Annotated in this window: 21 protein-coding genes and 3 tRNA genes; 2 read left to right on the top strand and 22 right to left on the bottom strand. The window is 60.0% G+C overall.

All coding sequences use genetic code 11. From position 1 onward, the window contains the following. Nucleotides 1-83: 83 nt before the first annotated feature. The 20 genes from QD461_RS04595 to QD461_RS04500 all read right to left on the bottom strand — a co-directional run bounded on the left by QD461_RS04595 (nt 84) and on the right by QD461_RS04500 (nt 19,233). Complete coding sequence (locus QD461_RS04595; protein ID WP_184701810.1) at nt 84-1,757, bottom strand: ribonuclease J; 1,674 nt, start codon at nt 1,755-1,757, stop codon at nt 84-86. Nucleotides 1,758-1,771: 14 nt separating this feature from the next. Then, a complete protein-coding gene (locus QD461_RS04590) occupies nt 1,772-2,536 on the bottom strand; it encodes a biotin--[acetyl-CoA-carboxylase] ligase (RefSeq protein ID WP_414086645.1) in 765 nt (254 codons plus the stop codon). Further along, a complete protein-coding gene (gene nuoN, locus QD461_RS04585) occupies nt 2,536-3,978 on the bottom strand; it encodes an NADH-quinone oxidoreductase subunit NuoN (protein ID WP_414086644.1) in 1,443 nt (480 codons plus the stop codon). The genes QD461_RS04590 and nuoN overlap by 1 nt, the downstream gene beginning before the upstream one ends. 18 nt (nt 3,979-3,996) lie before the next feature. Continuing rightward, nucleotides 3,997-5,508: an NADH-quinone oxidoreductase subunit M gene (locus QD461_RS04580; protein WP_414086643.1), complete on the bottom strand. Its 1,512-nt coding sequence runs from the start codon at nt 5,506-5,508 to the stop codon at nt 3,997-3,999. Then, nucleotides 5,508-7,502 (bottom strand): NADH-quinone oxidoreductase subunit L, encoded by a 1,995-nt coding sequence (gene nuoL / locus QD461_RS04575; RefSeq protein ID WP_414086642.1) that lies wholly within the window; start codon nt 7,500-7,502, stop codon nt 5,508-5,510. Before nuoL ends, QD461_RS04580 begins: the two co-directional genes overlap by 1 nt. Before the next feature lie 7 nt (nt 7,503-7,509). Then, nucleotides 7,510-7,818, bottom strand: coding sequence for an NADH-quinone oxidoreductase subunit NuoK (gene nuoK / locus QD461_RS04570; RefSeq protein ID WP_004122490.1), 309 nt, complete (start codon nt 7,816-7,818; stop codon nt 7,510-7,512). Nucleotides 7,819-7,849: 31 nt separating this feature from the next. Then, the gene (locus QD461_RS04565) at nt 7,850-8,464 is read right to left on the bottom strand and encodes an NADH-quinone oxidoreductase subunit J (protein WP_414086641.1); all 615 of its coding nucleotides are present in this window, start codon (nt 8,462-8,464) and stop codon (nt 7,850-7,852) included. A 151-nt stretch (nt 8,465-8,615) separates the two neighbouring features. Next, nucleotides 8,616-9,107, bottom strand: coding sequence for an NADH-quinone oxidoreductase subunit NuoI (gene nuoI / locus QD461_RS04560; RefSeq protein ID WP_184701798.1), 492 nt, complete (start codon nt 9,105-9,107; stop codon nt 8,616-8,618). Between the two features lie 40 nt (nt 9,108-9,147). After that, nucleotides 9,148-10,191: an NADH-quinone oxidoreductase subunit NuoH gene (gene nuoH / locus QD461_RS04555; protein WP_120663607.1), complete on the bottom strand. Its 1,044-nt coding sequence runs from the start codon at nt 10,189-10,191 to the stop codon at nt 9,148-9,150. 12 nt (nt 10,192-10,203) lie between these two features. After that, on the bottom strand, nt 10,204-12,285 hold the full coding sequence (gene nuoG / locus QD461_RS04550) for an NADH-quinone oxidoreductase subunit NuoG (RefSeq protein ID WP_414086640.1): 2,082 nt from the start codon (nt 12,283-12,285) through the stop codon (nt 10,204-10,206). A 244-nt stretch (nt 12,286-12,529) separates the two neighbouring features. Next, nucleotides 12,530-13,291: a 5' DNA nuclease gene (locus QD461_RS04545; protein WP_414086639.1), complete on the bottom strand. Its 762-nt coding sequence runs from the start codon at nt 13,289-13,291 to the stop codon at nt 12,530-12,532. Nucleotides 13,292-13,311: 20 nt separating this feature from the next. Further along, nucleotides 13,312-14,616 carry an NADH-quinone oxidoreductase subunit NuoF gene (nuoF, locus tag QD461_RS04540; protein ID WP_184701792.1) on the bottom strand — a complete coding sequence of 435 codons (1,305 nt, stop codon included), beginning with the start codon at nt 14,614-14,616 and terminating at the stop codon, nt 13,312-13,314. A 10-nt stretch (nt 14,617-14,626) separates the two neighbouring features. After that, entirely contained in the window at nt 14,627-15,622 is a 996-nt protein-coding gene (gene nuoE / locus QD461_RS04535; RefSeq protein ID WP_414086638.1) for an NADH-quinone oxidoreductase subunit NuoE, read from the bottom strand. 15 nt (nt 15,623-15,637) lie between these two features. Next, nucleotides 15,638-15,955 (bottom strand): hypothetical protein, encoded by a 318-nt coding sequence (locus QD461_RS04530; RefSeq protein ID WP_414086637.1) that lies wholly within the window; start codon nt 15,953-15,955, stop codon nt 15,638-15,640. Beyond that, complete coding sequence (locus QD461_RS04525; RefSeq protein WP_047627059.1) at nt 15,955-17,145, bottom strand: NADH-quinone oxidoreductase subunit D; 1,191 nt, start codon at nt 17,143-17,145, stop codon at nt 15,955-15,957. The genes QD461_RS04530 and QD461_RS04525 overlap by 1 nt, the downstream gene beginning before the upstream one ends. Nucleotides 17,146-17,211: 66 nt before the next feature. Next, entirely contained in the window at nt 17,212-17,814 is a 603-nt protein-coding gene (locus QD461_RS04520) for an NADH-quinone oxidoreductase subunit C (protein WP_414086636.1), read from the bottom strand. An 18-nt stretch (nt 17,815-17,832) separates the two neighbouring features. Continuing rightward, nucleotides 17,833-18,414 carry a NuoB/complex I 20 kDa subunit family protein gene (locus QD461_RS04515; RefSeq protein WP_015339504.1) on the bottom strand — a complete coding sequence of 194 codons (582 nt, stop codon included), beginning with the start codon at nt 18,412-18,414 and terminating at the stop codon, nt 17,833-17,835. Then, nucleotides 18,405-18,770, bottom strand: coding sequence for an NADH-quinone oxidoreductase subunit A (locus tag QD461_RS04510; RefSeq protein ID WP_034489570.1), 366 nt, complete (start codon nt 18,768-18,770; stop codon nt 18,405-18,407). The genes QD461_RS04515 and QD461_RS04510 overlap by 10 nt, the downstream gene beginning before the upstream one ends. Before the next feature lie 258 nt (nt 18,771-19,028). Continuing rightward, nucleotides 19,029-19,105, bottom strand: a tRNA-Asp gene (locus tag QD461_RS04505). Between the two features lie 51 nt (nt 19,106-19,156). Then, nucleotides 19,157-19,233, bottom strand: a tRNA-Asp gene (locus QD461_RS04500). 390 nt (nt 19,234-19,623) lie between these two features. Here QD461_RS04500 and QD461_RS04495 point away from each other — a divergent pair. Together QD461_RS04495 and QD461_RS04490 are read left to right on the top strand one after the other, a co-directional pair. Next, nucleotides 19,624-19,699, top strand: a tRNA-Val gene (locus QD461_RS04495). Between the two features lie 91 nt (nt 19,700-19,790). Then, nucleotides 19,791-21,134: an integrase gene (locus tag QD461_RS04490; protein ID WP_414086635.1), complete on the top strand. Its 1,344-nt coding sequence runs from the start codon at nt 19,791-19,793 to the stop codon at nt 21,132-21,134. 728 nt (nt 21,135-21,862) lie between these two features. On the opposite strand, the gene QD461_RS04485 is transcribed toward QD461_RS04490, so the two are convergent. Further along, nucleotides 21,863-25,321, bottom strand: a complete 3,459-nt coding sequence (locus QD461_RS04485) for an AAA family ATPase (RefSeq protein ID WP_414086634.1) — start codon at nt 25,319-25,321, stop codon at nt 21,863-21,865. Nucleotide 25,322: 1 nt separating this feature from the next. After that, nucleotides 25,323-26,558, bottom strand: coding sequence for a metallophosphoesterase family protein (locus QD461_RS04480; protein ID WP_414086633.1), 1,236 nt, complete (start codon nt 26,556-26,558; stop codon nt 25,323-25,325). Nucleotides 26,559-26,575: the final 17 nt, after the last annotated feature.

Here is a 26,575-nt window from a genome sequence, read left to right as displayed (position 1 = left end):
GGACATGCCTCTCTCCCTGTTCATGCTCGACACGACGCTCCGTCGCGGTAAACTCTTGCCGGAATTGCTCCCGATGGCGAATGTTAGCCGCCGGTGCGCGTCACGAAAACAGTTACAAGGGGTTTCTTTCCCCAGCCCTGATTGGCCGCAGCGCGCACGGCGCGGCGAGCGGCTTCCTGCAACATGTCGAGATCCTTGCGGCGCGCGCGGGGAATGCTTTCGATGGCGCTGACGACAGCATCGAAAAGCGTATCTTCCATTTCGTCACCCTCGTCGTCATAGGCCGGCAGACCGATCGGCACGACATCCGGATCGCCGACGATATCGTAGCGCGCATCGAGCACAACGTTCACAGCGACATGGCCGACATAGGAAAGCTTCTTGCGCTCGCCGATGCCCATCTCGTCGAAATCGCCGATCAGCGTGCCATCCTTGAAGATGCGCCCATGCGGCGCTTCACCGACGACCTCAGCCGGCCCCGGCGCGAGGCGCAATATATCGCCATTGCGCACACGCGGCACGACGGAGATACCGCTTTGCTCCGCCAGTTCCTTATGCGCGGTCAGATGCGTTGCCTCGCCGTGAACGGGAACGACGATCTTCGGCCGTGTCCACTCATACATTTTCTGCAGCTCGTTGCGGCGGGGATGCCCCGACACGTGAACGAGCGCTTCGGCATCCGTGACGATATGTATGCCCTGCTCGATCAGGCCATTCTTGATATCCTGAATGGCCTTCTCATTGCCGGGGATGGCACGCGAGGAGAAGACGACGATATCGCCTGCAGCCAGTGCGACATTGCGCATTTCATCTCGCGCCAGCTTCGCAAGGGCCGCGCGCGGCTCTCCCTGGCTGCCGGTGAGGATGACTACGACCTTGTCGCGCGGAATATAACCATATTCATCCTCGGCGATGAATGGCTTGATGCCCTCCATGAGACCGACATCGCGGGCGACATCGACGACGCGCTTCAGCGAGCTACCTAGTAGCAGCACTTCGCGACCGGCGGCTTCCGCAGCCTCGGCGACGGTACGAATGCGGCCGACATTCGAGGAGAAGGTCGTGATCGCCACGCGCCCCTCGGCATCCTCGATGATCTTGCGCAGGCTTTCGGAAACGTCCTTCTCCGAAGGCGAAACACCGTCGCGAAGCGCATTGGTGGAATCGCACATCAGTGCCAGCACGCCTTCTTCACCAAGCTGACGGAAGCGCGTCTCGTCGGTCAGGGGGCCAAGCGAAGGTTCGTGATCGATCTTCCAGTCGCCGGTATGGATGACATTGCCGACCGGCGTGCGAATCATCAGCGACATCGGTTCCGGGATCGAGTGATTGACGGCGACGCCTTCGATCTCGAAGGGGCCGACATTGATGCGATCGCCAGCCTTGAATGGCGTAATCGGAATCTCACCCATCGTCTTTTCATAGTCGCGCTTGGCCTCGAGAAGCCCGGCCGTGAAAGCGGACGCGTAGACGGGAACATTGAGACCGGGCCAAAGATCGTTCAGCGCGCCGTAGTGATCCTCGTGCGCATGGGTGATGATGATACCCTTGAGGTTCTTGCGCTCTTTGGCCAGAAAACGGATATCGGGCAGCACTAGGTCGACACCCGGCAAATCCGGCCCCGGGAACGTCACGCCGCAATCGACCATGATCCACTGACGATGCTCCGGCGGACCATAGCCGTACAGCGCGAGATTCATACCGATCTCGCCGACGCCGCCGAGTGGCAGGAACACCAATTCGTCTTGCTTCGCCATTTCGTTCCCAACCATTATCTAAGAAAAACATCGCCCGCCGCGATCGGCATGATCCTGCCGTCCTCGGTCTTGAGCATCAACAAGCCATTATCATCGATTCCGACGAATTGGCCCAAAATCGATCGGTCAGGCAAATTCACCGTGATTTTTTCACCGATCCCGCAGGCGGCCTCGCGCCAGCGGGCTGTGACCTCGCGCACGCCTTCGCCCTTGTTCCAAACAGCCAGCATCTCGGCCATCGCAGCGTAGAGATGAGCGAACAGCTCTTCAGCCGAAACCATCGAGCCCTGTTGGCGCAGGCTCGTCACAGGATACATTGGATTGTCCGGCGTGGTCGTGACATTAATGCCGATGCCTATGACGAGTGCATAGCGTCCATCCGCCAACGCCTCTCCCTCGATCAGAATGCCGCAGGTCTTCTTGCGACCGATCAGGATATCGTTGGGCCATTTGATTTCGGCCGGCGAGGCGGCCAACGGCAGCACGCTGCGCACGGACTGGTGCACGGCAACAGCAACCGCCAGCGGCAAGGAGCCGAGACGATCCATCGGCGCGGGATCAATCAGAAGAAGGGATGCGTAGAGATTGCCTGGTTCCGAGACCCATGGACGCCCGCGACGGCCACGTCCGCCTGTCTGGCGCTCGGCGGTCACCCAAAGGTTTCCGATATCGCCAGAGCGTGCCCTTTCCAGGCACACGCTGTTTGTAGAGGAAGTCTCTGAAAGGGCATCATGCCGGAAGTCGGCGAGCGACTTCCGGCTATTCATGTCAGACGCCATCAAAACAGCGTCGCGGCTGCCAGATCGGCAGCACCGCCGATTACGCCACCGAAGAAGACGTAAGTGATGACGAACAGGCCGGAAAGGCCGAAGACCAAGCGCAGCGAACCAGCCGTGCGCGTGAATTCATCCTTGGCTTCGTCAAACCACATCACCTTGATGACGCGCAGATAGTAGTAAGCACCAACGACCGACGACAGAACGCCGATGATGGCGAGCGCATAGAGATGCGCCTCGATAGCAGCGACGAAGACGAAGTACTTCCCGAAGAAGCCCGCAAGCGGTGGAATGCCGGCCAGCGAGAACATCAGCGCCGTCAGCACGACCGCCATGAAGGGGTTGGTCGCCGAAAGACCGGCAAGATCTTCGATCGTTTCGACCTGACGGCCATCCTTGCGGCGCATCGCCAAAATGATGGCGAAGACGCCGAGGGTCATCACCATATAGATCACCATGTAGATCATGACGCCGGAGACGCCCGTTTTGGTGCCGGCGGCAAGGCCCACCAACGCATAGCCCATGTGACCGATCGACGAATAAGCCATCAGTCGCTTGAAGTTACGCTGACCGATCGCGGCGAAGGAGCCGAGCAGCATCGAAGCGATCGAGATGAACACGATGATCTGCTGCCAGTCGGCAAGCACTGGATGAAAAGCCGTGACCACGATGCGGGTCAGGATCGCCATGGCAGCAACCTTCGGCGCACCGGCGAAGAAGGCCGTGACCGGCGTTGGAGCGCCTTCGTAAACGTCCGGCGTCCACATGTGGAACGGAACGGCGGAGATCTTGAAGGCCAAGCCAGCGAGAACGAAGACCAAGCCGAAAACGAGGCCGAGCGAACGGGTCTCCGAGCTGAGGGCCGTGGCAATGGCGTCGAAGGTCGTGTGGCCGGTGAAGCCGTAGACCAGCGACATGCCGTAGAGCAGCATACCGGAGGAAAGCGCACCGAGAACGAAGTACTTCAAGCCGGCTTCGGTGGACTTCACGCTGTCACGATTGATGGCGGCCACGACGTAGAGTGCCAGCGACTGCAGCTCCAGCGAGAGGTAGAGGGAGATCAGGTCGTGCGCCGAGATCATCAGCAGGATGCCGAGGGTCGCTAGAACGAGCAGAACCGGGAACTCAAACCGATCGAGCTGTTGCTCGCGCGCATGCCCCATGCTGAGGAACATGGCAACGATCGAGCCGACCAGGGCGACGATCTTCATGAAACGCGAGAAGCCATCGGCCAGATAGGCGCCGCCATAGGCAAGCCCCTCACCCGGCACGAAGATGATCCAGAGACCTGCCGCCGCGAGAAGCGCGATGGCAAGACCGGTGACCGTCGGCCCCGACCGCTCGCCCGAGAAGACGCCGATCATGAGCAACGCAAGTGCACCGACCGCGAGGATGATCTCCGGAATGGAAAGATGCAGGCTTGCAAGAATTGTGTCAGCAGTCATGTCGAATAGGTCCCGTCATCAATTCATCGACAGCGCAACATTCTGCGCAGCGTGCAGGGCAGCGGTATAGTTGTTGACCAGCAGATCCACCGAAGCGGCTGTGGCATCGAAGATCGGAGCCGGATAGACGCCGAAGAGGATCGTGAGTGCGATCAGCGGATAGAGGATTAGCTGTTCACGCGGCGACAGATCCAGGAGCTTCTTCAGGTTCTCCTTGTCCAGCACGCCGAAAATGACGCGGCGGTAGAGCCACAGCGCATAGGCAGCCGACAGGATGACGCCGGTGGCGGCGAAGAGCGCAACCCAGGTATTGGCGCGGAAGACGCCGATCAGGGTCAGGAATTCGCCGATAAAGCCGGAGGTGCCGGGCAGACCGACATTGGCCATGGTGAAGACCATCATGGCGACGGCATATTTCGGCATGTTGTTGACCAAACCGCCATAAGCAGCGATTTCGCGGGTATGGGTGCGGTCATAGATCACGCCGACGCAAAGGAAGAGCGCGCCGGAGACGATGCCGTGCGACAACATCTGGAAGATCGCGCCCTGAACGCCCTGCTGGTTGGCCGCGAAGATGCCCATCGTCACGTAGCCCATGTGAGCAACCGACGAGTAGGCGATCAGCTTCTTGATGTCTTCCTGCATCAGCGCCACCAGCGACGTGTAGATGATGGCGATGACGGACATCGCGAAGACGAGCGGCGCGAAATATTCCGAAGCGTTCGGGAACATGCCGAGCGAGAAGCGGATGAGACCGTAGCCGCCGAGCTTCAAGAGAACGCCTGCCAGGATGACCGAGCCTGCCGTCGGCGCCTGAACGTGCGCGTCGGGCAACCAGGTATGAACCGGCCACATCGGCATCTTCACCGCGAAGGAGGCGAAGAATGCCAGCCATAGCCACGTCTGCATCTGCGGCGGGAACTTGTACTGCAGCAGCGCCTGGATGTCGGTCGTGCCGGCCTGCCAGTACATCGCCATGATGGCGAGCAGCATCAGCACCGAGCCGAGCAGCGTGTAGAGGAAGAACTTGTAGCTGGCGTAAACGCGATCCTTGCCGCCCCAGACGCCGATGATCAGGAACATCGGGATGAGGCCGGCTTCGAAGAAGACGTAGAACAGCACGATGTCCAGCGACACGAACACGCCGATCATCATCGTCTCGAGGACGAGGAAGGCGATCATGTAGTCCTTCAGGCGCTTTTCGACCGAGAGCCAGCTTGCGAGCACGCAGAAGGGCATCAGGAAGGTCGACAAGATGACGAACAGCATAGAGATGCCGTCAACGCCCATGTGATAGCTGATGCCGCTGGTCAGCCACTGGTGCTTTTCGACCATCTGGAAGCCCGGATTGGCATTGTCGAACCAGATCCAGATGAACAGCGATACGATGAAGGTGAAGACCGTGGTCGCAAGCGAAATGTTCAGGATGTTGCGGCGGCCGTTAGGGCCTTCGTCCTGCGTGAACAGCAGGAGAAGGACGCCCACCAGCGGCAGGAACGTGACCGTTGAAAGAATGGGCCAATCGGTCATCAGAGGGAACTCCCGAGCATCATCCAGGTAACGAGGGCTGCAATACCGAGCAGCATCGCGAAGGCATAGTGATAGAGGTAGCCGGTCTGCAGACGCACGACGCGGTTGGTGACATCGACGACGCGGGCGGCGATGCCGTTCGGGCCGATGGTGTCGATGACCCCGACGTCACCCTTCTTCCACAGGAAGCGGCCAAGAGCCTTGGCGGAGCGGACGAAGAGGAAGTCATAGAGTTCGTCGAAGTACCACTTGTTCAGCAGGAACTCGTAGAGCGGACGCTGCTGCTGCGCGAGCCTGCGCGGCGTTTCCGGCGACTTGATGTAGAAATACCAAGCGGTGACGAAGCCGACGATCATCGCGATGAACGGGCTGAGCTCGACCCAATGCGGAGCGTGTTCCATCTCCTCGAGGATCTTGTTGTCCGGCAGCGTGAACAGCGCGTGCTTCCAGAATTCTTCATAATCGTGACCGACGAAGTAGTCATGAAAGTACCAGCCGGCGAAGACGGCGCCGATCGCCAGCAGATAGAGCGGGATCAGCATGACATTCGGCGATTCATGCACATGGTGCATGACTTCGTGCGAAGCGCGCGGCTTGCCGAAGAAGGTCATGAAGATCAGGCGCCAGGAGTAGAAGCTGGTGAAAAGCGCGGCGATGACCAACAGCGTGAAGGCAAAGCCCGAAGCAGGGTTATGCGACGTGTAGGAAGCCGCGATGATCGCATCCTTCGAGAAGAAGCCTGCAAAGCCGATCGGCGAGAACGGAATGCCGACACCGGTGATCGCCAGCGTGCCGATGATCATCATCCAGTAGGTCTTCTTGATGTGCGTGCGCAGTCCACCCATATGGCGCATGTCCTGCTCACCATCGACGGCGTGGATGACCGAGCCGGCGCAAAGGAAGAGGAGAGCCTTGAAGAAGGCGTGCGTGAACAGATGGAAGATGGCAGCACCGTAAGCGCCGACGCCGAGGGCGACGAACATGTAGCCGAGCTGCGAACAGGTCGAGTAGGCGATGACGCGCTTGATGTCGTTCTGCACGAGGCCGACGGTCGCCGCGAAGAAGGCGGTGATCGCGCCGATGATGGTGACGAAGGTCAGCGCATCCTGCGACAGTTCGAAGATCGGCGACATGCGGGCGACGAGGAAGACGCCGGCGGTGACCATGGTTGCGGCATGAATGAGCGCCGAAACCGGGGTCGGGCCTTCCATGGCGTCCGGAAGCCAGGTGTGCAGCAGGAACTGCGCCGACTTACCCATCGCGCCCATGAAGAGCAGCAGGCAGACCGCTGTCAACGCGTGGCCGCGGTCGAGATGCATGCCGAGGAAGTTGAGGACGACATCGGTCGACTGACCGCCCTGCCCTGCTGCAAAGCTCTGGGCGTTGCCGAAGATCACATCGAAATTGATCGAGCCGAAGAGGACGAAGACACCGGCAATGCCGAGAACAAAGCCGAAGTCGCCGACGCGATTGACGATGAAGGCCTTGATCGCCGCTGCGGAGGCGGACGGCTTCTTGAACCAGAAGCCGATCAGCAGATAGGAGGCCAGACCGACGCCTTCCCAGCCGAAGAACATCTGGGCGAGATTGTCGGAGGTCACCAGCATCAGCATGGCGAAGGTAAAGAGCGAGAGATAGGCGAAGAAGCGCGGACGATGCGGATCGTGATGCATGTATCCGATCGAGTAGACGTGAACCAGGGTCGAAACCGAATTCACGACGATCAGCATCACGGAGGTCAGTGTGTCGACGCGCAGCGACCAGGAAGCGTCGATGCCGCCGGACTGGATCCAGCGCAGGACTTCAATCTTGATCGCGCCGTCGGTATGGCCGAGCGCTACGGTAAAGAAAGCGACCCAGGACAGCACCGCAGCGATGATCATCAGACCCGTGGTGACGTATTCCGAAGCCTTGGCGCCGATCGCACGGCCGAAAAGGCCGGCGATGATCGCGCCGATCAGGGGAAGAAAGACGATAGCCTTATATAAAAACATAGCTGTATCAGCCCTTCATCACGTTGACGTCTTCGACCGCGATGGAACCGCGGTTACGGTAGAAGACGACGAGAATTGCAAGACCGATCGCGGCTTCAGCCGCAGCGACGGTCAAAATGAACAGAGCGAAGACCTGGCCGACGATGTCGTTGAGGAACGACGAGAAGGCGACCATGTTGATGTTGACCGCGAGCAAAATGAGCTCGATGGACATCAGGATGATGATGACGTTCTTTCGGTTGAGAAAAATACCGAAGACGCCGAGCACGAAGAGAATGGCGCTAACCGTCAGGTAGTGGGAAAGTCCGATGACCATGTTCTTGTTCCTTTGATCCTCGTGCCTCGCCTCAGACGCCCTGCCCCGGCTTGACCTTGACCACCTCGACGGCGGTCGCGGGCGTGCGGGCGACCTGCTGGGAAATATTCTGGCGCTTGATGTGCGTGCGATGCTTCAGCGTCAGGACAATTGCGCCGATCATCGCGACCAGCAGAACAAGGCCGGCGATCTCGAAGAAGTAAACGTAGTTGGTATAAAGCACGTCGCCGAGGGCGGCTGTGTTGGTGCGGGTCGTCACGGCCGGGATCGGCATGGCGACCGTCTTGGCGATCGACGGCGAGATCACGCTGCCGCCGATGACGACGATCAGCTCGGCGGCGAGGATGATACCGATCAATGCGCCGATCGGTGCATATTCCAGAATGCCGGCCCTGAGCTCGGAGAAATCGATATCGAGCATCATGACGACGAAGAGGAAGAGAACCGCCACGGCGCCGACATAAACGACCAGCAGGATCATCGCCAGGAATTCAGCCCCCATCAGCAGGAAGAGGCCGGCCGCGTTAAAGAAAACCAGGATGAGGAACAGGACCGAATGGACCGGATTCCGCGCCGAGATAACCATGAACGCCGACGCCACAGCGACAAAGGCGAAGATGTAGAAAAAAAGAGCCTGCAGACCCATGTTGGTGCCTTTTTCGTCTTCCCCCGGGCAGCGAGGTGTTTCCCCTGCCCGATGGAGCTCGGTCGGACCCATGTCCGGCAAAGCCCCGGTCTAGATTCAACCGCGACGGCGACAATCGTGGCCGCCCGTCACGGCATATTCAAAACTCCGCTCAGCGGTACGGCGAATCCAGCGCGATGTTGTGCGCGATTTCGCGTTCCCAGCGGTCGCCATTTTCCAAAAGCCGCGCCTTGTCGAAGTAAAGTTCTTCGCGGGTCTCGGTGGCGAATTCGAAGTTCGGCCCTTCGACGATCGCATCGACCGGGCAGGCCTCCTGGCAGAAGCCGCAATAAATGCACTTCACCATGTCGATATCGTAACGCACCGTGCGGCGAGTGCCGTCATTGCGGCGCGGGCCGGCTTCGATGGTGATGGCCTGGGCAGGACAGATGGCTTCGCAAAGCTTGCAGGCGATGCAGCGCTCCTCGCCGTTGGGATAACGACGCAGTGCATGCTCACCGCGGAAACGCGGGCTGACCGGCCCCTTTTCGAAGGGGTAATTGATCGTTGCCTTCTGCTTGAAGAAGTAACGCATCGACAAAAAGAATGCGCCGACAAATTCCTTGAGGAACAGCGAGCTGACGGCGTTGGAAACTCCGGCCATCTTCAACCTCCAAATCTGCTTGAAGCGAGGATCGACATGATCATGCCCATCCCGTCAGCTTCAGCACGAATGCAACAATAACGACCATGGCGAGTGACAGCGGCAGGAAAACCTTCCAGCCAAGGCGCATGAGCTGGTCATAGCGGTAGCGCGGCACGAAAGCCTTGACCATCGCGAACATGAAGAACACCAGGCACGACTTCAGCAGGAACCAGATGATGCCGGGAACCCAGTTCAGGATCCAGATATCGACCGGGGGCAGCCAGCCGCCGAGGAAGAGGATCGTGGTGAGCGAGCACATCAGAACGACGGCCGCGTATTCGCCAAGCATGAACATCATGTAGGGCGAAGAACCGTATTCGACCATGAAGCCGGCAACCAGTTCCGATTCCGCTTCCGGAAGGTCGAAAGGCGGACGGTTCGTTTCAGCCAGAGCCGAAATGAAGAACACGATGAACATCGGGAACAGCGACAGCCAGTGCCAGTCGAGGAACGAGGCCGGCAAGCCGAGCTTGGTGCCGAGACCCGTCTGCTGTGAAAGCACGATGTCTGTCAGGTTCAGCGAGCCGACGCAAAGCAGGACGGTGACGATGACGAAGCCGATCGAGACTTCGTAGGACACCATCTGCGCGGCCGAACGCAGCGCGCCGAGGAACGGGTACTTCGAGTTCGAAGCCCAGCCGCCCATGATGATGCCGTACACTTCAAGCGACGAGATCGCGAGGATGTAGAGAATACCGACGTTGATGTCGGCGACGACCCAGTTCTGAGCCACCGGCACGACGGCCCAGGTGGACAGCGCCAGCACCACGGAAACCAACGGTGCCAGCAGGAACACGGTCTTGTTGGCACCGGCCGGGATGATCGGCTCCTTGAACATAAATTTCAGGAGGTCGGCGAACGACTGGAATAGGCCGAAAGGACCGACAACGTTCGGGCCGCGGCGCAGCTGAACCGCCGCCCAGATCTTGCGGTCGGCAAGAAGAATGTAGGCGATGAAGACCAGCAGGCAGACCAGAAGCAGCAAAGACTGGCCGATCATGATCAGCGCCGGCCAGAGATAGGTCGAAACGAATGAATCCATAGTCCTCTGCCCTTACTCTGCCGCAGCCTGGAAATTGTTGCGGGCCAATGCCGAGCACTCGGCCATGACAGCCGAGGCGCGCGCTATCGGGTTCGTCAAATAGAAGTCTTTGATCGGCGAAGCAAATGCCGATTTGCCCATCGCACCGGCTTTTTTCGCAAGTGCGGCAATTTGGGCGCTATCGGCTTGGGCAATCTCGTCGATGCCGGCGAAATGCGGGAAGGCAGTATAGAGCTTCGCACGCAATTCTCTCAGCGAATCAAAGGGAAGCTTCCTTCCGAGCACGTCGGAAAGGGCGCGGACGACGGCCCAGTCCTCACGGGCATCGCCCGGTGCGAAACCGGCGCGGTTGCTCATCTGGACGCGGCCTTCGGTGTTGACCCAGGTGCCCGACTTTTCGGTGTAGGCAGCAGCCGGGAGAATGACGTCGGCGCTCTGAGCGCCGTTGTCACCATGCGAGCCGATATAGACCGTGAACTTCGCACCCTTGCGGCTGAAGTCGAGCTCATCGGCGCCCAGCAGGAAGAGGACATCCATCGACGACAGCATGGCAGCCGCATCGGCGCCCTTTGCGCCGGGAACGAAGCCGAGGTCGAGACCGCCCACGCGGGATGCTGCCGTGTGCAGCACGGCAAAGCCGTTCCAGCCGTCCTTGACGACGCCGACAGCAGCGGCAAGCTTGGCTGCATTTGCCAGCACCTGTGCGCCGTCTTCGCGGATCAACGCGCCCTGGCCGATGATGATCATCGGGTTCTGAGCATTCTTCAGAATGTCGGCAAACTTGTGCGAGCCGCTGACGAGATCTGCCAGAGTGTCCGGGCCAGCGCCGAGATAATCATAGCTGTAGCGCAGGTCGGCATGTTCGCCGATGACGCCGATCGGGAACTTGCCGCGGCGCCAGCGCTTGCGGATGCGCGAATTCAGCACCGCTGCTTCGAAGCGCGGATTGGCGCCGACGATGAGCAGCGCGTCGGCAGCTTCGATGCCCTGAATGCTCGGGTTGAAGATGTAGCTTGCGCGGCCGAGCGACGGATCAAGCGCCGTCCCGTCCTGGCGACAGTCGAGGTTATCGGAGCCGAGCGATTTCAGAAGCTCGGACAGAGCGTACATTTCTTCGACCGAAGCGAGATCGCCGGCGATGGCGCCGATCTTGTCACCGCTGGTAGCAGCAACGGCCGACTTGATGGCGGCGAAGGCATCGCTCCAGCTTGCCGGCTGCAGGCGACCGTCCTTGCGGACATAAGGCTTGTCGAGACGCTGGGTCTTCAGGCCGTCCCAGATGAAGCGGGTCTTGTCGGAGATCCACTCTTCGTTGATCTGCTCGTTGACGCGCGGCAGCACGCGCATGACTTCGCGACCACGGGTATCGACCCGGATGGCAGAGCCGAGGGCATCCATGACGTCGATCGATTCGGTCTTGTTCAGCTCCCACGGGCGAGCCGTGAAGGCGAAGGGCTTTGAGGTCAGCGCGCCGACCGGGCAAAGGTCAACGACGTTACCCTGCAGCTCGGAGGTCATCGCTCGCTCGAGATAGGTGGTGATTTCGGCGTCTTCGCCACGGCCGATCAGGCCAAGTTCGGAAATGCCGGCGACTTCGGTTGTAAAGCGGACACAGCGCGTGCAGTGAATGCAGCGGTTCATCACGGTCTTGACGAGCGGGCCGATATACTTGTCTTCGACGGCGCGCTTGTCTTCCTGATAGCGCGAACTATCGATACCGAAGGCCATGGCCTGGTCCTGCAGGTCGCATTCGCCGCCCTGGTCGCAGATCGGGCAATCCAGCGGGTGGTTGATCAGCAGGAATTCCATCACGCCTTCGCGGGCCTTCTTGACCATCGGCGTGTTGGTGAAGACTTCCGGAAGCTCCCCATTCGGGCCGCCGCGAATATCGCGTACGCCCATGGCGCAGGATGCCTGCGGCTTCGGCGGGCCACCCTTCACCTCTACGAGGCACATGCGGCAATTGCCGGCCACCGACAGTCGTTCATGGAAGCAGAAGCGCGGGACTTCGGCGCCGGCTTCCTCGCACGCCTGGATAAGCGTGTAGTGATCCGGAACTTCGATCTCTTTACCGTCAATCTTCAGTTTAGCCATCGTCCACTCAGTCCTATGTCACGTCTCCAGCCCAACCTGGCCGCAGACAATTTCATGATCGCATACCGGATTGCCATCGGGACGGCTCAAACGCCTGATGACACCGGTTCGCTCACAATAAGCTTTGCCGCATCTTGTCCCCGCAAGACCAGCTTTGCGATGAAAACACATGGGGCGCTTGCCCACAGCATCTCCATCGCCTTCATTCACCCTCCCCGGCCGTTCGCTACAGCCAGGGAAAAACTCAACTCCGGCCCTTGGCCAGCAACGCCTTTGCCTGCCCCACCCAGTCGTCGCGCCAGATGCGGCCGTCGAAACCGAATTCCGCGTCGACGCGCTCGATATCCGCGTCGCTCCAGGCGGCGATATCGGCAAAGCGCTTGATGCCACGCCCGTTCAGCACCTGCTCCAATTTCGGACCGATGCCCGAAATCTGCTTCAGGTCGTCCGCCCTTACCGCAGGCTTGCGACCACGAGCGGGAACCGGCTTTGCGGCCACTTCAACCGTCGCTTCGACCTTAGCCTTGCTCTTCGCGGGCGCCTTGCTCTTTGCAGGAGGCGCCGCGATAGCAACAGCAGGCTTGGACACAGCGATCTTTGCAGCAGGAAGCTTCGGCTTTGCAGGCACCGGCTTCGATACCGCAGGCTTGACAGCTGCCGCGGGCTTGACAGCGGGCGAAGCCTTTGTCGGCTTCACATCCCCTGCCCCGCTCTTCGCCACCGCCGCTTTTTCTTCGACGACATGGTTCTCATCCGGACCGGCGGCTCGATTACTCGCCGTTTCGGCCGCGCCCTGAAGCGCGCCGAAAAATGCGCCGGCGATCTGGGACGCAACGCCGAAACCGACAGCCGCCGCAGCGGCAAACGCCGCTGCCGGATGCGCCATCAGCGGATGAATCGTCATGGCTGGCGAATTCCGCAGCATATCGGCAGCGATACGCGCGAGTTCGGCCGATGCATCATCGCCCGCCCCGCCGTCCTGCCTGATGTCTGAGGTCTTCGCCATGACGATATCCCTACCTGGCCTTACTCCGCCGCTTCCAGAACCGCGCCGCGGCTCGTCGCGTTGGCGGTGTACTGGTCGATGCGCTTTTCGATTTCGGGACGGAAGTTGCGGATCAGGCCCTGTACCGGCCATGCGGCGGCGTCGCCGAGCGCGCAGATGGTATGACCTTCGATCTGCTTCGTCACCTGGAACAGCATGTCGATTTCGCGCTTCTGCGCGTTGCCGCGTGCCATGCGCTCAAGAACGCGCCACATCCAGCCCGTGCCTTCGCGGCAAGGCGTGCACTGACCGCAGCTCTCATGTTTGAAGAAGGCCGAGATGCGGGCAATCGCCTTGATGATGTCGGTCGACTTGTCCATGACGATCGCCGCAGCCGTACCGAAAGACGACTTGACTTCGCGCAGGCCGTCGAAATCCATCGGGCAGTCGATGATATCGGCAGCCGGAACGACCGGGCACGACGCACCGCCGGGAATGACGGCTAGCAGATTGTCCCAGCCGCCGCGAATACCGCCGCCATGCTTTTCGACCAGCTCGCGGAAGGTGATGCCCATCGTCTCTTCAACCGTGCAAGGACGGTTGACGTGACCGGAGAGCATGAACAGCTTCGTGCCGACATTGTTCGGGCGGCCGAAAGAGGAGAACCAGCCGGCCCCGCGACGCAGGATCGTCGGAGCAACGGCGATGGACTCGACGTTGTTGACGGTGGTCGGGCAGCCGTAGAGACCCATGTTGGCCGGGAACGGCGGCTTCAGGCGTGGCTGCCCCTTCTTACCTTCCAGGCTTTCGAGCAGCGCGGTTTCTTCGCCGCAGATGTAGGCGCCGGCGCCATGATGAACGTAAACGTCAAAATCCCAGCCGAGCTTGTTGTTTTTGCCGAGCAATCCGGCATCGTAGCATTCGTCGATCGCCGCCTGCAGAGCTTCGCGCTCGCGCATGTATTCGCCGCGAACATAGATGTAAGCGGCATTAGCGCCCATGGCGAAACCGGCAATGACGCAACCTTCGATCAGCGTGTGCGGATCGTGGCGCATGATGTCGCGGTCCTTACAGGTGCCTGGCTCGGACTCGTCGGCGTTGACGACGAGATAGTGCGGACGACCGTCGCTTTCCTTCGGCATGAAGGACCACTTGAGACCGGTCGGGAAGCCTGCACCGCCGCGGCCACGAAGGCCGGAAGCCTTCATCTCGTTGATGATCCAGTCACGACCCTTTTCGAGGATTTGCTTCGTGCCATCCCAATGGCCGCGCGACATAGCGCCCTTGAGGGACTTATCCTTGAGGCCGTAGATATTGGTAAAGATGCGATCCTGATCCTGTAACATGCTTCACCCCTTACCGCGGCTTCTTGCCGAAGACCTTGATATATTCTGCTTCGCCACCCTTAGCGAGTGCCTCAGCCTGCTTGACCCATTCGTCGCGCTCGATCCGGCCCTTGAAATTCAGATAGCCGTCGACCCAATGGCGCTCGGCCTCATGCCAGCTGGCCACCTGTGCAAAGGTGAAGATGCCGAGCTCATGCAGGATGGACTCGATCTTCGGGCCAACGCCGGAAATCAGCTGTAGGTCATCCGGCTGCGCGGGTCTTTCGATACCGGCTGGACGATCCTTGTCGTCGAGCGACGGCTTCTTGGCGGCTTCGGCCTTCTCCGTCACGGCGCCGGCGATGGGCTGCTCGGCAGCGGCCTTTGCCTTGGCGGCAACGCTCTTTGCCTGCGCCTCATCCGACCGCAGCGACGTAAGGCCGCCTTCCGGAGCGGAGAACACACGATCGATCTGCGGGCCGGTCGGGACTTCTGCGCCATTGCCTGCGGCGAACGCATCGATGATCTCTTCGAGACGCGCCGGCGTCAGATCCTCATAGGTATCCTTGCCGATCACCACCATCGGTGCGTTGACGCAGGCGCCCTGACACTCGACTTCTTCCCAGGAGAGCGTGCCGTCGGCGTTGCGTTCGAAAGCGTGATCGTGGATCCGGCTCCTGCAGACCTTGATCAGCCCTTCGGCACCGCGCAGCATGCAAGGAGTGGTGCCGCAAACCTGAACGTGTGCACGCGTACCGACCGGATTCAGCTGGAACTGCGTGTAGAAGGTCGCAACTTCGAGCGCACGGATATAGGCCATATCCAGCATGTCGGCGATCTTTTCGATCGCTGCCCTAGTAACCCAACCCTCCTGCTCCTGCGCCCGCATCATCAACGGGATGATCGCTGACTGCTGACGGCCCTCGGGGTATTTCTTGATCGTCTTTTCAGCCCAGACCGTATTCTCCGCATTGAAAGCGAAGGCGGCAGGCTGGAATTGATCTTCGGCTAGTCGACGAACGGACATCTTTCACGCCTTATCTCAGTTTAAGGACCCACACCGCGTATTCGTCAGAGACGAGAATTCGCAGGCATAGGCCGACTGGTCTTTCTGCATAAACACAACAAACTTGCCGCCATTCGGCACGGCGGCCTTGATCTGATAACCGCGCGAGAGAAGATCCGCCATTGTCGAACCACTACTCTGCGTACCCTCATTTGCACCCTTCGTGGGATTCGTGCTCTTCGCATTCGAACCCTGCAGATTGATGCTCGGCAGGCTCTGCGTCTTGCCGGCCTGCTGTGCGGAGACACCGCCTGCGACCAGAAGCGCCGGAATGATCACCTGCCAGGCTCGCATCAACGATCCACCTCACCGAAGACGATATCGAGCGAACCGAGGACCGCAGCGACGTCGGCGAGCTGATGGCCGCGGCACATGAAGTCCATGGCCTGCAGATGCGCATAGCCCGGCGCACGGATCTTGCAGCGGTAAGGCTTGTTGGAACCGTCGGAGACGAGATAGACGCCGAACTCGCCCTTCGGCGCTTCGACGGCTGCATAAACCTCGCCGGCCGGCACGTGATAGCCTTCGGTGTAGAGCTTGAAATGGTGGATCAGCGCTTCCATCGAGCGCTTCATCTCACCACGCTTCGGCGGGACGACCTTACCGTCGAGCGAAGAAACCGGTCCGGTCTTGGCATCGCCGAGCAGGCGATTGACGCACTGCTTCATAATGCGGACGGACTCGCGCATCTCGATCATGCGGATGAGGTAACGGTCGTAGCAGTCGCCGTTCTTACCGATCGGAATGTCGAACTCGAGATCGGAATAGCATTCGTAGGGCTGCGCCTTGCGCAGATCCCAGGCAGCGCCCGAGCCGCGAACCATGACGCCGGAGAAGCCCCAGGCCCAACAGTCTTCCAGCGAGACCACACCGATATCGACGTTACGCTGCTTGAAGATGCGGTTGCCGGTCAGAAGATCGTCGATATCGTCGAGCGCCTTCAGGAAGGGATCGCACCAGTCGCCGATGTCCTGCACGAGCTTCTCGGGAAGATCCTGGTGAACGCCGCCCGGACGGACATAGGCTGCGTGCATGCGCGAGCCGGAGGCGCGCTCATAGAACACCATCAGCTTTTCACGCTCTTCAAAGCCCCAGAGCGGCGGCGTCAGTGCACCGACGTCCATGGCCTGCGTCGTGACGTTCAGAAGATGCGACAGGATACGGCCGATTTCCGAATAGAGCACGCGGATGAGCTGGCCACGGATCGGGATATCGATGCCCAGCAGCTTCTCGACCGCCAGCGCATAGGCATGTTCCTGGTTCATCGGCGCGACATAGTCGAGACGATCGAAGTAAGGAACGGCCTGAAGATAGGTCTTCGTCTCGATCAGCTTTTCAGTGCCGCGATGCAGCAGGCCGATATGGGGATCGACACGTTCCACAATTTCGCCGTCCAATTCGAGGACAAGACGCAAAACGCCGTGCGCAGCCGGATGCTGCGGGCCGAAATTGATGTTGAAGTTGCGAACGTTATGTTCTGTCATGGCGGCGATGCTCGCGTTTTCAGAATTTCAGAGATTGGCAGGCCGAGGCCTGCCACACGCCAACAATCAGGCCTTCGCCTTCTCGTCACCCGGGAGCACGTAATCGGTGCCCTCCCACGGCGACAGGAAGTCGAAGTTGCGGAATTCCTGCTTCAGTTCCACCGGCTCGTAAACCACGCGCTTGGCGGCGTCGTCATAGCGAACCTCGACGAAACCGGTCGTCGGGAAGTCCTTGCGCAGCGGATGGCCTTCGAAACCGTAGTCGGTCAGCAGGCGGCGCAGATCGGGATGGCCGGTGAAGAGAACACCGTACATGTCCCAGGTCTCGCGCTCGAACCAGTCTGCTCCCGGATAGATGCCGCAGGCGGAAGGAACAGGCTGATCTTCGCCGACCGGCACCTTGACGCGGATGCGGACATTCTTCTTGGGCGACAGCAGATGGTAGACAACGTCGAAACGCTCGGCGCGCTGCGGCCAGTCGACACCACAAATGTCCGTCATGTTGACGAAGCCGCACTTGGCATCGTCACGCAGGAAGGTCAGCAGTGCGATTACGTTTTCGGTCGTCGTCGTCACGGTCAGTTCGCCATACTTGATCTCGCTCGACGAAATCAGGGCGCGGCGGACTTCCGTGAGATAGGCGGAGAGCTCGTTCAGGGCTTCACTCATGATACCTTGTCCCCTGCCTTACCGTTCGATCGTGCCGGTGCGCCGGATCTTCTTCTGCAGCAGAAGCACGCCGTAAAGCAGCGCTTCGGCCGTGGGAGGACAGCCCGGGATATAAATGTCGATCGGCACGACGCGGTCGCATCCGCGCACGACAGAATAGGAATAGTGATAGTAGCCGCCGCCATTGGCGCAGGAGCCCATCGAGATGACGTAACGCGGCTCGGGCATCTGGTCATAGACCTTGCGGAGCGCAGGCGCCATCTTGTTGGTCAGCGTGCCGGCAACGATCATGACGTCGGACTGGCGCGGCGAAGCGCGTGGCGCAAAGCCAAAACGCTCGACGTCGTAGCGCGGCATGGAAACCTGCATCATCTCGACAGCGCAGCAGGCAAGACCGAAGGTCATCCACATCAGCGAGCCGGTACGAGCCCAGTTGATCAGCTCATCGGTGGAGGTGACCAGAAAACCCTTGTCGGCGAGCTCATTGTTGATCTCGCCGAAGAACGGATCGTTGCTGCCAACCGGACGGCCGGTCGCGGGATCGATGATCCCCTTCGGCTGCGGCGCAACAAGCGTCGTGTTGCTTGGGGCTACTCCCATTCCAGGGCTCCCTTCTTCCATTCATAAATAAAGCCGATGGTCAGCACCGCGAGAAACACCATCATGGACCAGAAGCCGAACCAGCCGATCGCGCCGAAGGATACGGCCCACGGAAAGAGAAAGGCGACTTCGAGATCGAAGATGATGAAGAGAATCGATACCAGGTAGAAGCGGATATCGAACTTCATGCGGGCGTCATCGAATGCGTTGAAACCGCATTCATAGGCCGACAGCTTTTCCGAGTCAGGGGCCTTGAAGGCGACGGCAAACGGCGTGATCAACAACGCCAGGCCAATCACCAAGGCAATACCAATGAAAATCGCTATCGGAATATAGGAACTGAGCAGTCCAGTCATCATGTCCATCCCTGCTTGCGATCAGCGCCGAGGCGGCGCATCTGAGCAAATGCCCAGCAAGCGAAAGAGCGTTGCAACAAAGCCGTGGTTAGCGCAGCCGGCGCGCGGGCGCAAGCCTTTTGAATCTGTCGTCCGGAGTACTGTCGAGCGGTAGATATCAATATGTTGCGACGGCATCGCGACAAATCGGCGCAACGGCCGAACCGCTCTTTCGCAAGCGCAATAAATTGGCGTTTGATTGTAATGGCTTGCGAAGAATGGCGCGAGTGACGGGGCTCGAACCCGCGACCTCCGGCGTGACAGGCCGGCACTCTAACCGACTGAGCTACACCCGCGCATTGTTTGGTCTCTCAACCGAGTGCAATATCCGGAACCTTGCTTGAAAATGGCGCGAGTGACGGGGCTCGAACCCGCGACCTCCGGCGTGACAGGCCGGCACTCTAACCGACTGAGCTACACCCGCACTTCATTTCAAGTATTCCGGCTGCTTTCGCACCCATCAAAGCGGCCCTCGCCGTTCGATGAGCGGCTAACTACGGGGTTCGTGTTTGGGTGTCAAGCAGGTTTGAATACAAATCGATGACAGAACGTGAATTGTTTTGGACAATCCCGTTTGGAGTTTTCCGTTCCGGCGAATTGGCATGGCAGCTTCCCGCAGGACGCATTTCACCCTCGCCTGATATGATCGGGTTTATTGCCCGACCTCCGGATCGTTCCACATGGATGACGGAGACAGGAGATGTGCAAAAATCAAAAAAAACAAAAAAACTTCACAAACACTCTTGCGGTTTCTCCCCGTTCCGCATAGATCACGGCCACCGAACGCGGCGGGCCAATGACCCGCTTCGCAGAAGGGCGATTAGCTCAGTTGGTAGAGCGCCTCGTTTACACCGAGGATGTCGGGAGTTCGAGTCTCTCATCGCCCACCATTCCATCCCATTGAAATCGTTAGAAATCCTTGCGCTGTAAGGCTTTTTACCCATACTGACGTCACAAATCACGTCACTAAATGGGTTTAACGTGGCTGGTAAGCCGCAACATTGGAAAGAACGCAACGGGCGCTATTCAGCCCGCATCGTCATCCCTCCGCAACTTCGGCCATACCTCGACAATCGCGCGGAACTGGAAATCCAGTTAGGCGGCGACCGTCGCACCGCCCTTCGAAACCATGCAGCAGCGGTTGCCGCTCTCCAGCGGCGAATCGGCATCGCTCGTCAGAGATATGAAGCCGCAACCGGGCAGCAAGCGAAGGTCGCTCCCCACCCGCTCACCGTCCAGCAAATCGCGGTTCGCGACTATCAAAGTCAGATCGACTTTGATGCGGAGATTCGGCGAACAGATCCGAACTATGCACGATGGGGTGTTGATTCGGACGATGCCGCCCGCTACCGCGACGGATTCGCGGGCAAGCTGACTGACGAAGAACTGCATGATCTTGTCGGGGAACGTGTCGAACGCGCTCGACTCGCTGGGAATACAGATGCGATCATGGGCACCGACAAATGGCGTGCTTTAGCGCAGGCGCTATGCGTGACGACCTTTGAGGCTATGACCCGTGACGAAGAACGGAATGAAGGCGACTTCACTGGCAAGCCGACTCATCCACTGCTCGCCGAAGCCGCACCTGTAAATAATGACGAACCAGAGCCGATCACCTTTGACGCCATCGTTGACAACGAGGTGAAGCGGCGAGCGCGGGGCAAGAACACAAAGCCCCTGCCTGCGCGAACAGCGAAAAAATATTGCGACCACTGCGCCGCTTTTGCTGAGTGGCGAAAGAGTAAGAATTCCCTGACGGTAACGGCGGCAGAGGGCAAAGGTTGGATCGAATCATTGCAGGACGCAGGCGAACTCAGCAACCGCACTTTGAAAGCGATGCTTCAAAACGTCCGCACGGTTATGAATTGGGGCCGTCAGAACGACCCTGCAAACTTCTGTCCGGCTGGCAATCCACTGAACGGTATTAAGGCTCCAGACTACACAACGCTTCCTTCATATCTCCGCGCTTTCACCATGGATGAGGCGAAGCTCGTCCTGGCTGCGGCCCGGAAAGAAGAAAAAGCGATGTTCCGGTGGATACCTTGGCTTTGCGCTTATTCAGGTATGCGCGTTAGCGAAGCTGGAAACCTCCGAAAAGGAGACTTTTTCGAAGTAGATGACCAATGGTTTTGGAAGGTCACGACTGTAGGCGCTCGCTCGTTGAAGACTGCCGGTAGCGAACGCCGAATCCCGGTTCACAAGGCTCTTGTTGATGAGGGCTTGCTCAATTTCGTGAAGGCCGCGAAGTTAGGACGCCTGTTTAGGGCGACACAAAAGACGCAGTTCTTATTCAACCCCGCATTAGCACATGGGTTCGCGGCCTAATCCCATTCGAAAAGCGACCCGAACTCTCCCCGAATCACGGCTGGCGTCATCTGTTCGAGGAACTTTGCCGTCGTGACCATGTGCCGGAAGATGCGCGCAATTACATGACCGGACGAACAGACGGCGGCTCCCAAGAGCTATACGGGCGAAGTGATGTAATGCTTCCCGGCCTCGCAGCGGCAATGAATCAGGTCATACCGATTCCGATTGATCACTAAATTTGATTTATTTTGAACTTTCGTCAATTTTATTGATAAAAAGGATTCGCAAGCGATTCGTGACATGAGAGAATCATCCTCCAGTTGAATTGAAGACGGAACGCATAGTGCTTGTCAGTTTAAGGCGTGTTCTTGGATTTCACGCTGAGCAGAAGTCTCAGAGTGTCGAAGAACTTCGCGATCAAATTATCGCTAGTGCGCGGTCTATGGCACCGAATATTTATGTTGGCCCCGGCAACGCCCGCGAAGTTCCTGCCGTTGATCTTGCCATCGGCATTATTTCCGAGAGAAACGGCGACACCCCGTTTAAGCTATCGATGACTTCGCCCTGCCGTCCATCGCGTGGATGCGCGACCCCGATCCGGCGCGGTCCTACACGCGACGCAGAATTTCGCCGATAAAGCACTCATCCCGCCTATGGCCGGGACAAATCAGATCCGAGGATCGTGATCCCGACGCGGTTGTTCATTCCGTCGATGTCATAGCGGACCGGATAACCGGCTTCTCGGCTCACAGTCTGATCAGGTCCAGATCACCGCCGATTTCGCGCTGAGCGATCTCTACGACGCTCATCTCGTGCGTGAAAAGGATCGTCTGGAAGCGTTCGGCCGTGGTTGCCAGCACCTTCAGGCCAGCGCTTGCCCGCTCGTCGTCGAATGTCTGGAAGATGTCGTCGACGATCAGCGGAGCCGGCTCGTTGCGGCTGGAGTAATCTTCCAGGAAAGCCAGCCGCAGGGCGAGATAGAGCTGGTCGCCGGTGCCCTCGCTCAAGCCGCCAAGCGGCACGCGCTCTCCACCCACGCGCTCCGCCAGCAGCTGCAACGTGTCGCTTTCGTCTTGCGCCTCAACAAGACGCAAGAAGCGGTTTCCGGTGAGTTGCGAAAACAATTCGCCAGCGCGTTTGATGACCGGGTCTGCCTGTTTTTCCCGATAGGATTCCATCGAGCCTGCCAGCATTCGCGCTGCAAGCTTCAGGACCACCCATTGCCGCGCGAGGTCCTTGGCTTCCTGCTCAGCCGAGAGCTTTTCGAAAACCGCATATTCGGCACTGGCACCGGTTTCGAGCGCCTGTTGCTGCCGCCGATTTTCCGCCAATCGAGCCGAAAGCTCGCCGTGCCGTGTGAATTGCCGCTGATCTTCTTCGGTCAATCGCTCGATTTCGAGATCGGCCGCAATGCGCTCGAAATCATGAAGCTGACGCCGAAGCTCATCCTCCGCCCGCCCCTCGGCCTGCTGACGAAAGCGGTTGCGGCTTTCCAGCAGACGTGCGTTTAGGCGGGTACGCTCCCGCAGACGTGACAGCAGCGCCGATAGATCCGCGGCGCCTGGCAAGCCGGCGGTCAACTCATCGAGGTCGCTCGCTATTGCCGTAAGCGCCTCCTCATGACGGGCGAGTAACCCCTCTGCCCGCTGCCGATCCTCCTCAAGGCCCTCGCGCTTTTTCAACTCGCCGCGCATGGCATTGGCGCGGCTGTGCAGCGCTTCGGCTGCGGCATCCGGCGGCAGGTGTTCCAGTTCGTAGCCGGAGATGGCCACAAGCGTCGCGAGCCGCCGCTCGAAATCCGCCATGTCACGTCGCATGCCGCTGACGCGACGCAACCTGTTGTCACGCTCCGCCAGAGCGTCAGGCAGCTCTTCCCATGCCTTCAGGGCGACGGCCGCCATTTCTAGCGTCGCATCCCCAGGCAGATCGAGAGGAACCAGAGCCTTGACAAACAGTTCTCGCCAATCGGCATGCCGCCGTTCCAGGATCTGATGCTGCTCTTCAAATCGTGCCAAGCGGTCGCGCGCCGAACTGATTTCCCCTTCTCGCGTTCGGCTTTCGCTCCAGCGCTCCGCTGCAAGACGCAGGTGCTTGCGCAAACCTTCGGCCATCGCAACGGGTGGAAGACGCCCGCTTCTGTAGCCAGTCGCTTCGACGATATCCTGCAGGGCGGGCAGTACACGCTCCTCCGCCAGAGCGTTCTCGTCGCGCTCGTCCAGCAGATCACGCAGAGCCTTGCGCTGGCGCAACAGTCCTTCGACGCCACGACGCCATTCAAACATGGTCGATGGATCCAGTGCGGCAATGCCGCAAGGATCGAACAGCGCCGCAAAGGATGCCTCGGCCTCCGCCAAGAGCCTCTCATGCTGTTGCAGTCGGCCGGATAGATCCTCACGCTCCCGCCGCAGTCGCGCTTCGCGCAGACGATAGTCTGCGTGGCGGGCAACGCGATCGGCGTCGCTCAGAACGGTGTCGGCCAGCCGATCCGCGTCGCCGATGTCAACCGTTAGCGCGGCGATGACCTTGGCGCTGGGAGACCGGCCATCCGTCAGCATGTCCTGGATAGATGACCACCTGTTGTCGCGCTCTTCACGCGCAGCCGCCACTTGTTCGCGCGTGACGACCGGGCCTGTGCGTTCCGCATCCGCCAAAGCCTGCCCGATCTCCGTCAGTTGATCATCATAGGCGCGTAGCTTTTCCGCGGTCTCACGCACCCTGGTTCGGGCAGCATCGATCGTCTCGCGGCGGCTGCCGATCTCTGATGGCTCCGGCAAGGGTGCCGCGAAGAGCGCAGAGATGTCACCGACCGGCGGCAGCAGTCGCGCGGCCGCTTCCTCAAGGTCCGACTCGACGCGGCGTATCTGCGTCTGCAGAGCGTCGAGACGGGCTAGGCTCGCAAGATCTGCAGCCAATGAATCCAGCTGATCGCTATAGGGCCTCGGATCGAACGGACGTCCGGCAAAGCTGTCTCTTTCCAATTTGGCCAGCTGGGAGCGTTCGTTCTCCGACTGCTCGGCAAGCCCTTGCAGCTGGCGCGAGAGCTGCCTGCCTTGCTCCACCAGTTCGGACAGCCGGGCCAAGTCGATATCGCTTGGCTGATACGCTTCGAGCTTTGCGACATCGGGGACGCCCAGCCGACGGGCCAGTTGCGCAAGGGCAGCGTCGTAGCCCGCCAGTTCCTGATCGACACGCGGCAAATCATGGCGCTGGCTGCGATAGTTGCCGGTATCCGCAAAGAGCTGGGTAATATCGCCCGATATCTGCAGCAAGGCATCATCGACCTGCATGCGGGCCAAGTCCTCCTCGGTGCGAGCGACCGTCTGGCGCGCACGACGCATGTCTTCCTCGGCCACCTGCTTGTCACGGAGCCTCTGTTCGAGCCTGTCGGCGAGACTTTCAGGAATGGTGGAAAGGTCGGCCAGTTGGTCGAGCGCCATCCCCTCCGCATCGATTTCCGCGAGCAAGGGCTGCAAGGTCTTCAGCTTGTTGAGCCGGTCGAGGGCCTGGCGTGTCTCGTGACGCTCCGCCTGCAATCCCGTTAGCTCGGCCTCGATTTCGGCTGCTTCCGCCAGCAGCTTCTTCCAATCGCCCGATTTGAGCTCGTGATCGCGTTCGGCCTTGCGGGCGTCTTCATAGCGATCCAGCGCCTGATAGAAGCCACGATCCTTCGAGCGGCGGGCGGCGTAGATGCCATCGGCCTCCGCTTCCAGCGACTGACGCAGCCGCGAAAGGCCGGTCAGGCCGGAGGCTGCGGAAAACAACAGGCTGCCGATCTCGCCACCGCTGCGCAGCATGGCCGTCGCGCCTTGCCGAAGCCTTTGTGAATCAAGGCCGAAGGCGCGCTCGAAGACATCGCGGCTCAAATTGCCGATGAACGGCGCAAGGACATCCTCGGCAAGCGGCGTTTCCTTATCGTCAGGTGCAAGAAGCGTGCTCTTGCGGCCGCGACGGCGGCGAAAAGCCAGCTTGCTGCCGTCACGCGACCTGATATCTGCACCGATGCGCAAGGCGCCCGGTTCATGCAGAAAGCTTTGCTCGGCCGCCGTCGGAAATCCGAAGAGCAGATCGGAAGTTGCACTGAGTGCGGAAGACTTCCCCGCCTCGTTCGGGCCGAAGATGACATGCAGCTTGGCGCCGGCCCGAAAATCGAGCGTGCGGTCGGTCAACGCACCGTAGCGAAGAATGTCGAGACGATCAAAACGCATGTCAGGCTGCCCCCTGCCCGCGCGACAGCAGCAACTGCCGCGCCTCCCCGATCAGGGCCTCCACGCTGTCATCCAGCGGCATCGCCGTCGCACCCAATCCGCCTGGAAGGCGTACCGYGATCTCGTTGACCAAACGGTTTGCCTCCGCCGCGATATCGGCATCTCCAGCATTCTCGGCCAGCAATTGTTGGAGATCAAGCGCATCCTCGGCCACCACTTGGGAGGTCGGCGGCGGCTCCAGCCGCAGCTCCAGCTTTTCGAGCCAGATATCCTCGTGCACGCGATGACATGCGGCTTCGACCTCGTCGCGCCACTGCTGGCGGTTGGCGGCTATGGCGCCTTGCAGCGGCGTGATGCCGGAGAGCCGCACGCGTAGCGCCGTCATGCGTCCTTCCATGTCATCGGCTATCAGCTGCACCGCCTGCTCGACATGGCGCAGGATCGCCGCCTGATCGTCGTCGGGACCAACGTCGACATCGACCTGCGCAAAGCGCGCCTCATCGACGATCAGCCGCTCATACTCGATGCTGCCGTCTTCGACCGTCACCAGCACTGCGCCCTTGGCGCCTCGCTCGCGGATGTTGCGGCCCTGCAGATTGCCGGGAAAGACTACCAGCGGATCTTTGGCCACGACTTCATAGTCATGCACATGGCCGAGCGCCCAATAGTCGTAGCCGCGCGAGCGCAGGTCATCGATCGAGCACGGGGCATAGGGCGCGTGCGGCTCGCGGCCGGTGAGCGAGGTGTGGAGAACGCCGATATTGAACCAGCCAGCAACAGGCGGCGGATAGGAGATCGCCAGATTGTCATTGGCCGAGCGCTCTGCGAAGCCCTGGCCATGCAGCGCCACCAGCAACGCATCCAGCTTGACGCTGCCGGGCTTGCCGGTCGGAAACTCGTGCACATTGGCCGGCAAAGTGATCGTCTTCGTGATCACGCTTGCCGCGTCATGATTGCCGCGCAGCAGATAGACCGGGATACCGGCCCGCTCCAGCCGCGCCATTTCACGATTGAAGAACAGGCCGATCTTGTTGTCCTTCCAATCGCCGTCATAGACATCGCCGGCGATGACGAAGAAGTCGACACGCTTTTCGATGGCCAGCCCCACCAGCGTCGAGAAGGCCTTGCGGCTGGCTTCGACAAAGACCGCAGCGACGGCGGCGTCCTTCAGGGCCAGCCCCTGAAAGGGACTGCCAAGATGAAGATCGGCGGCATGGATGAAGCTGAAAGAGGACATGGGCTCCGATAGCAGTC

This window comes from Rhizobium sp. BR 314 (assembly GCF_047445805.1).
GTDB classification, from domain to species: Bacteria; Pseudomonadota; Alphaproteobacteria; order Rhizobiales; family Rhizobiaceae; genus Rhizobium; species Rhizobium lusitanum_B.
Note: the sequence above shows the minus strand (reverse complement) of the source record. Positions and strands in the feature narration are given on the sequence as shown.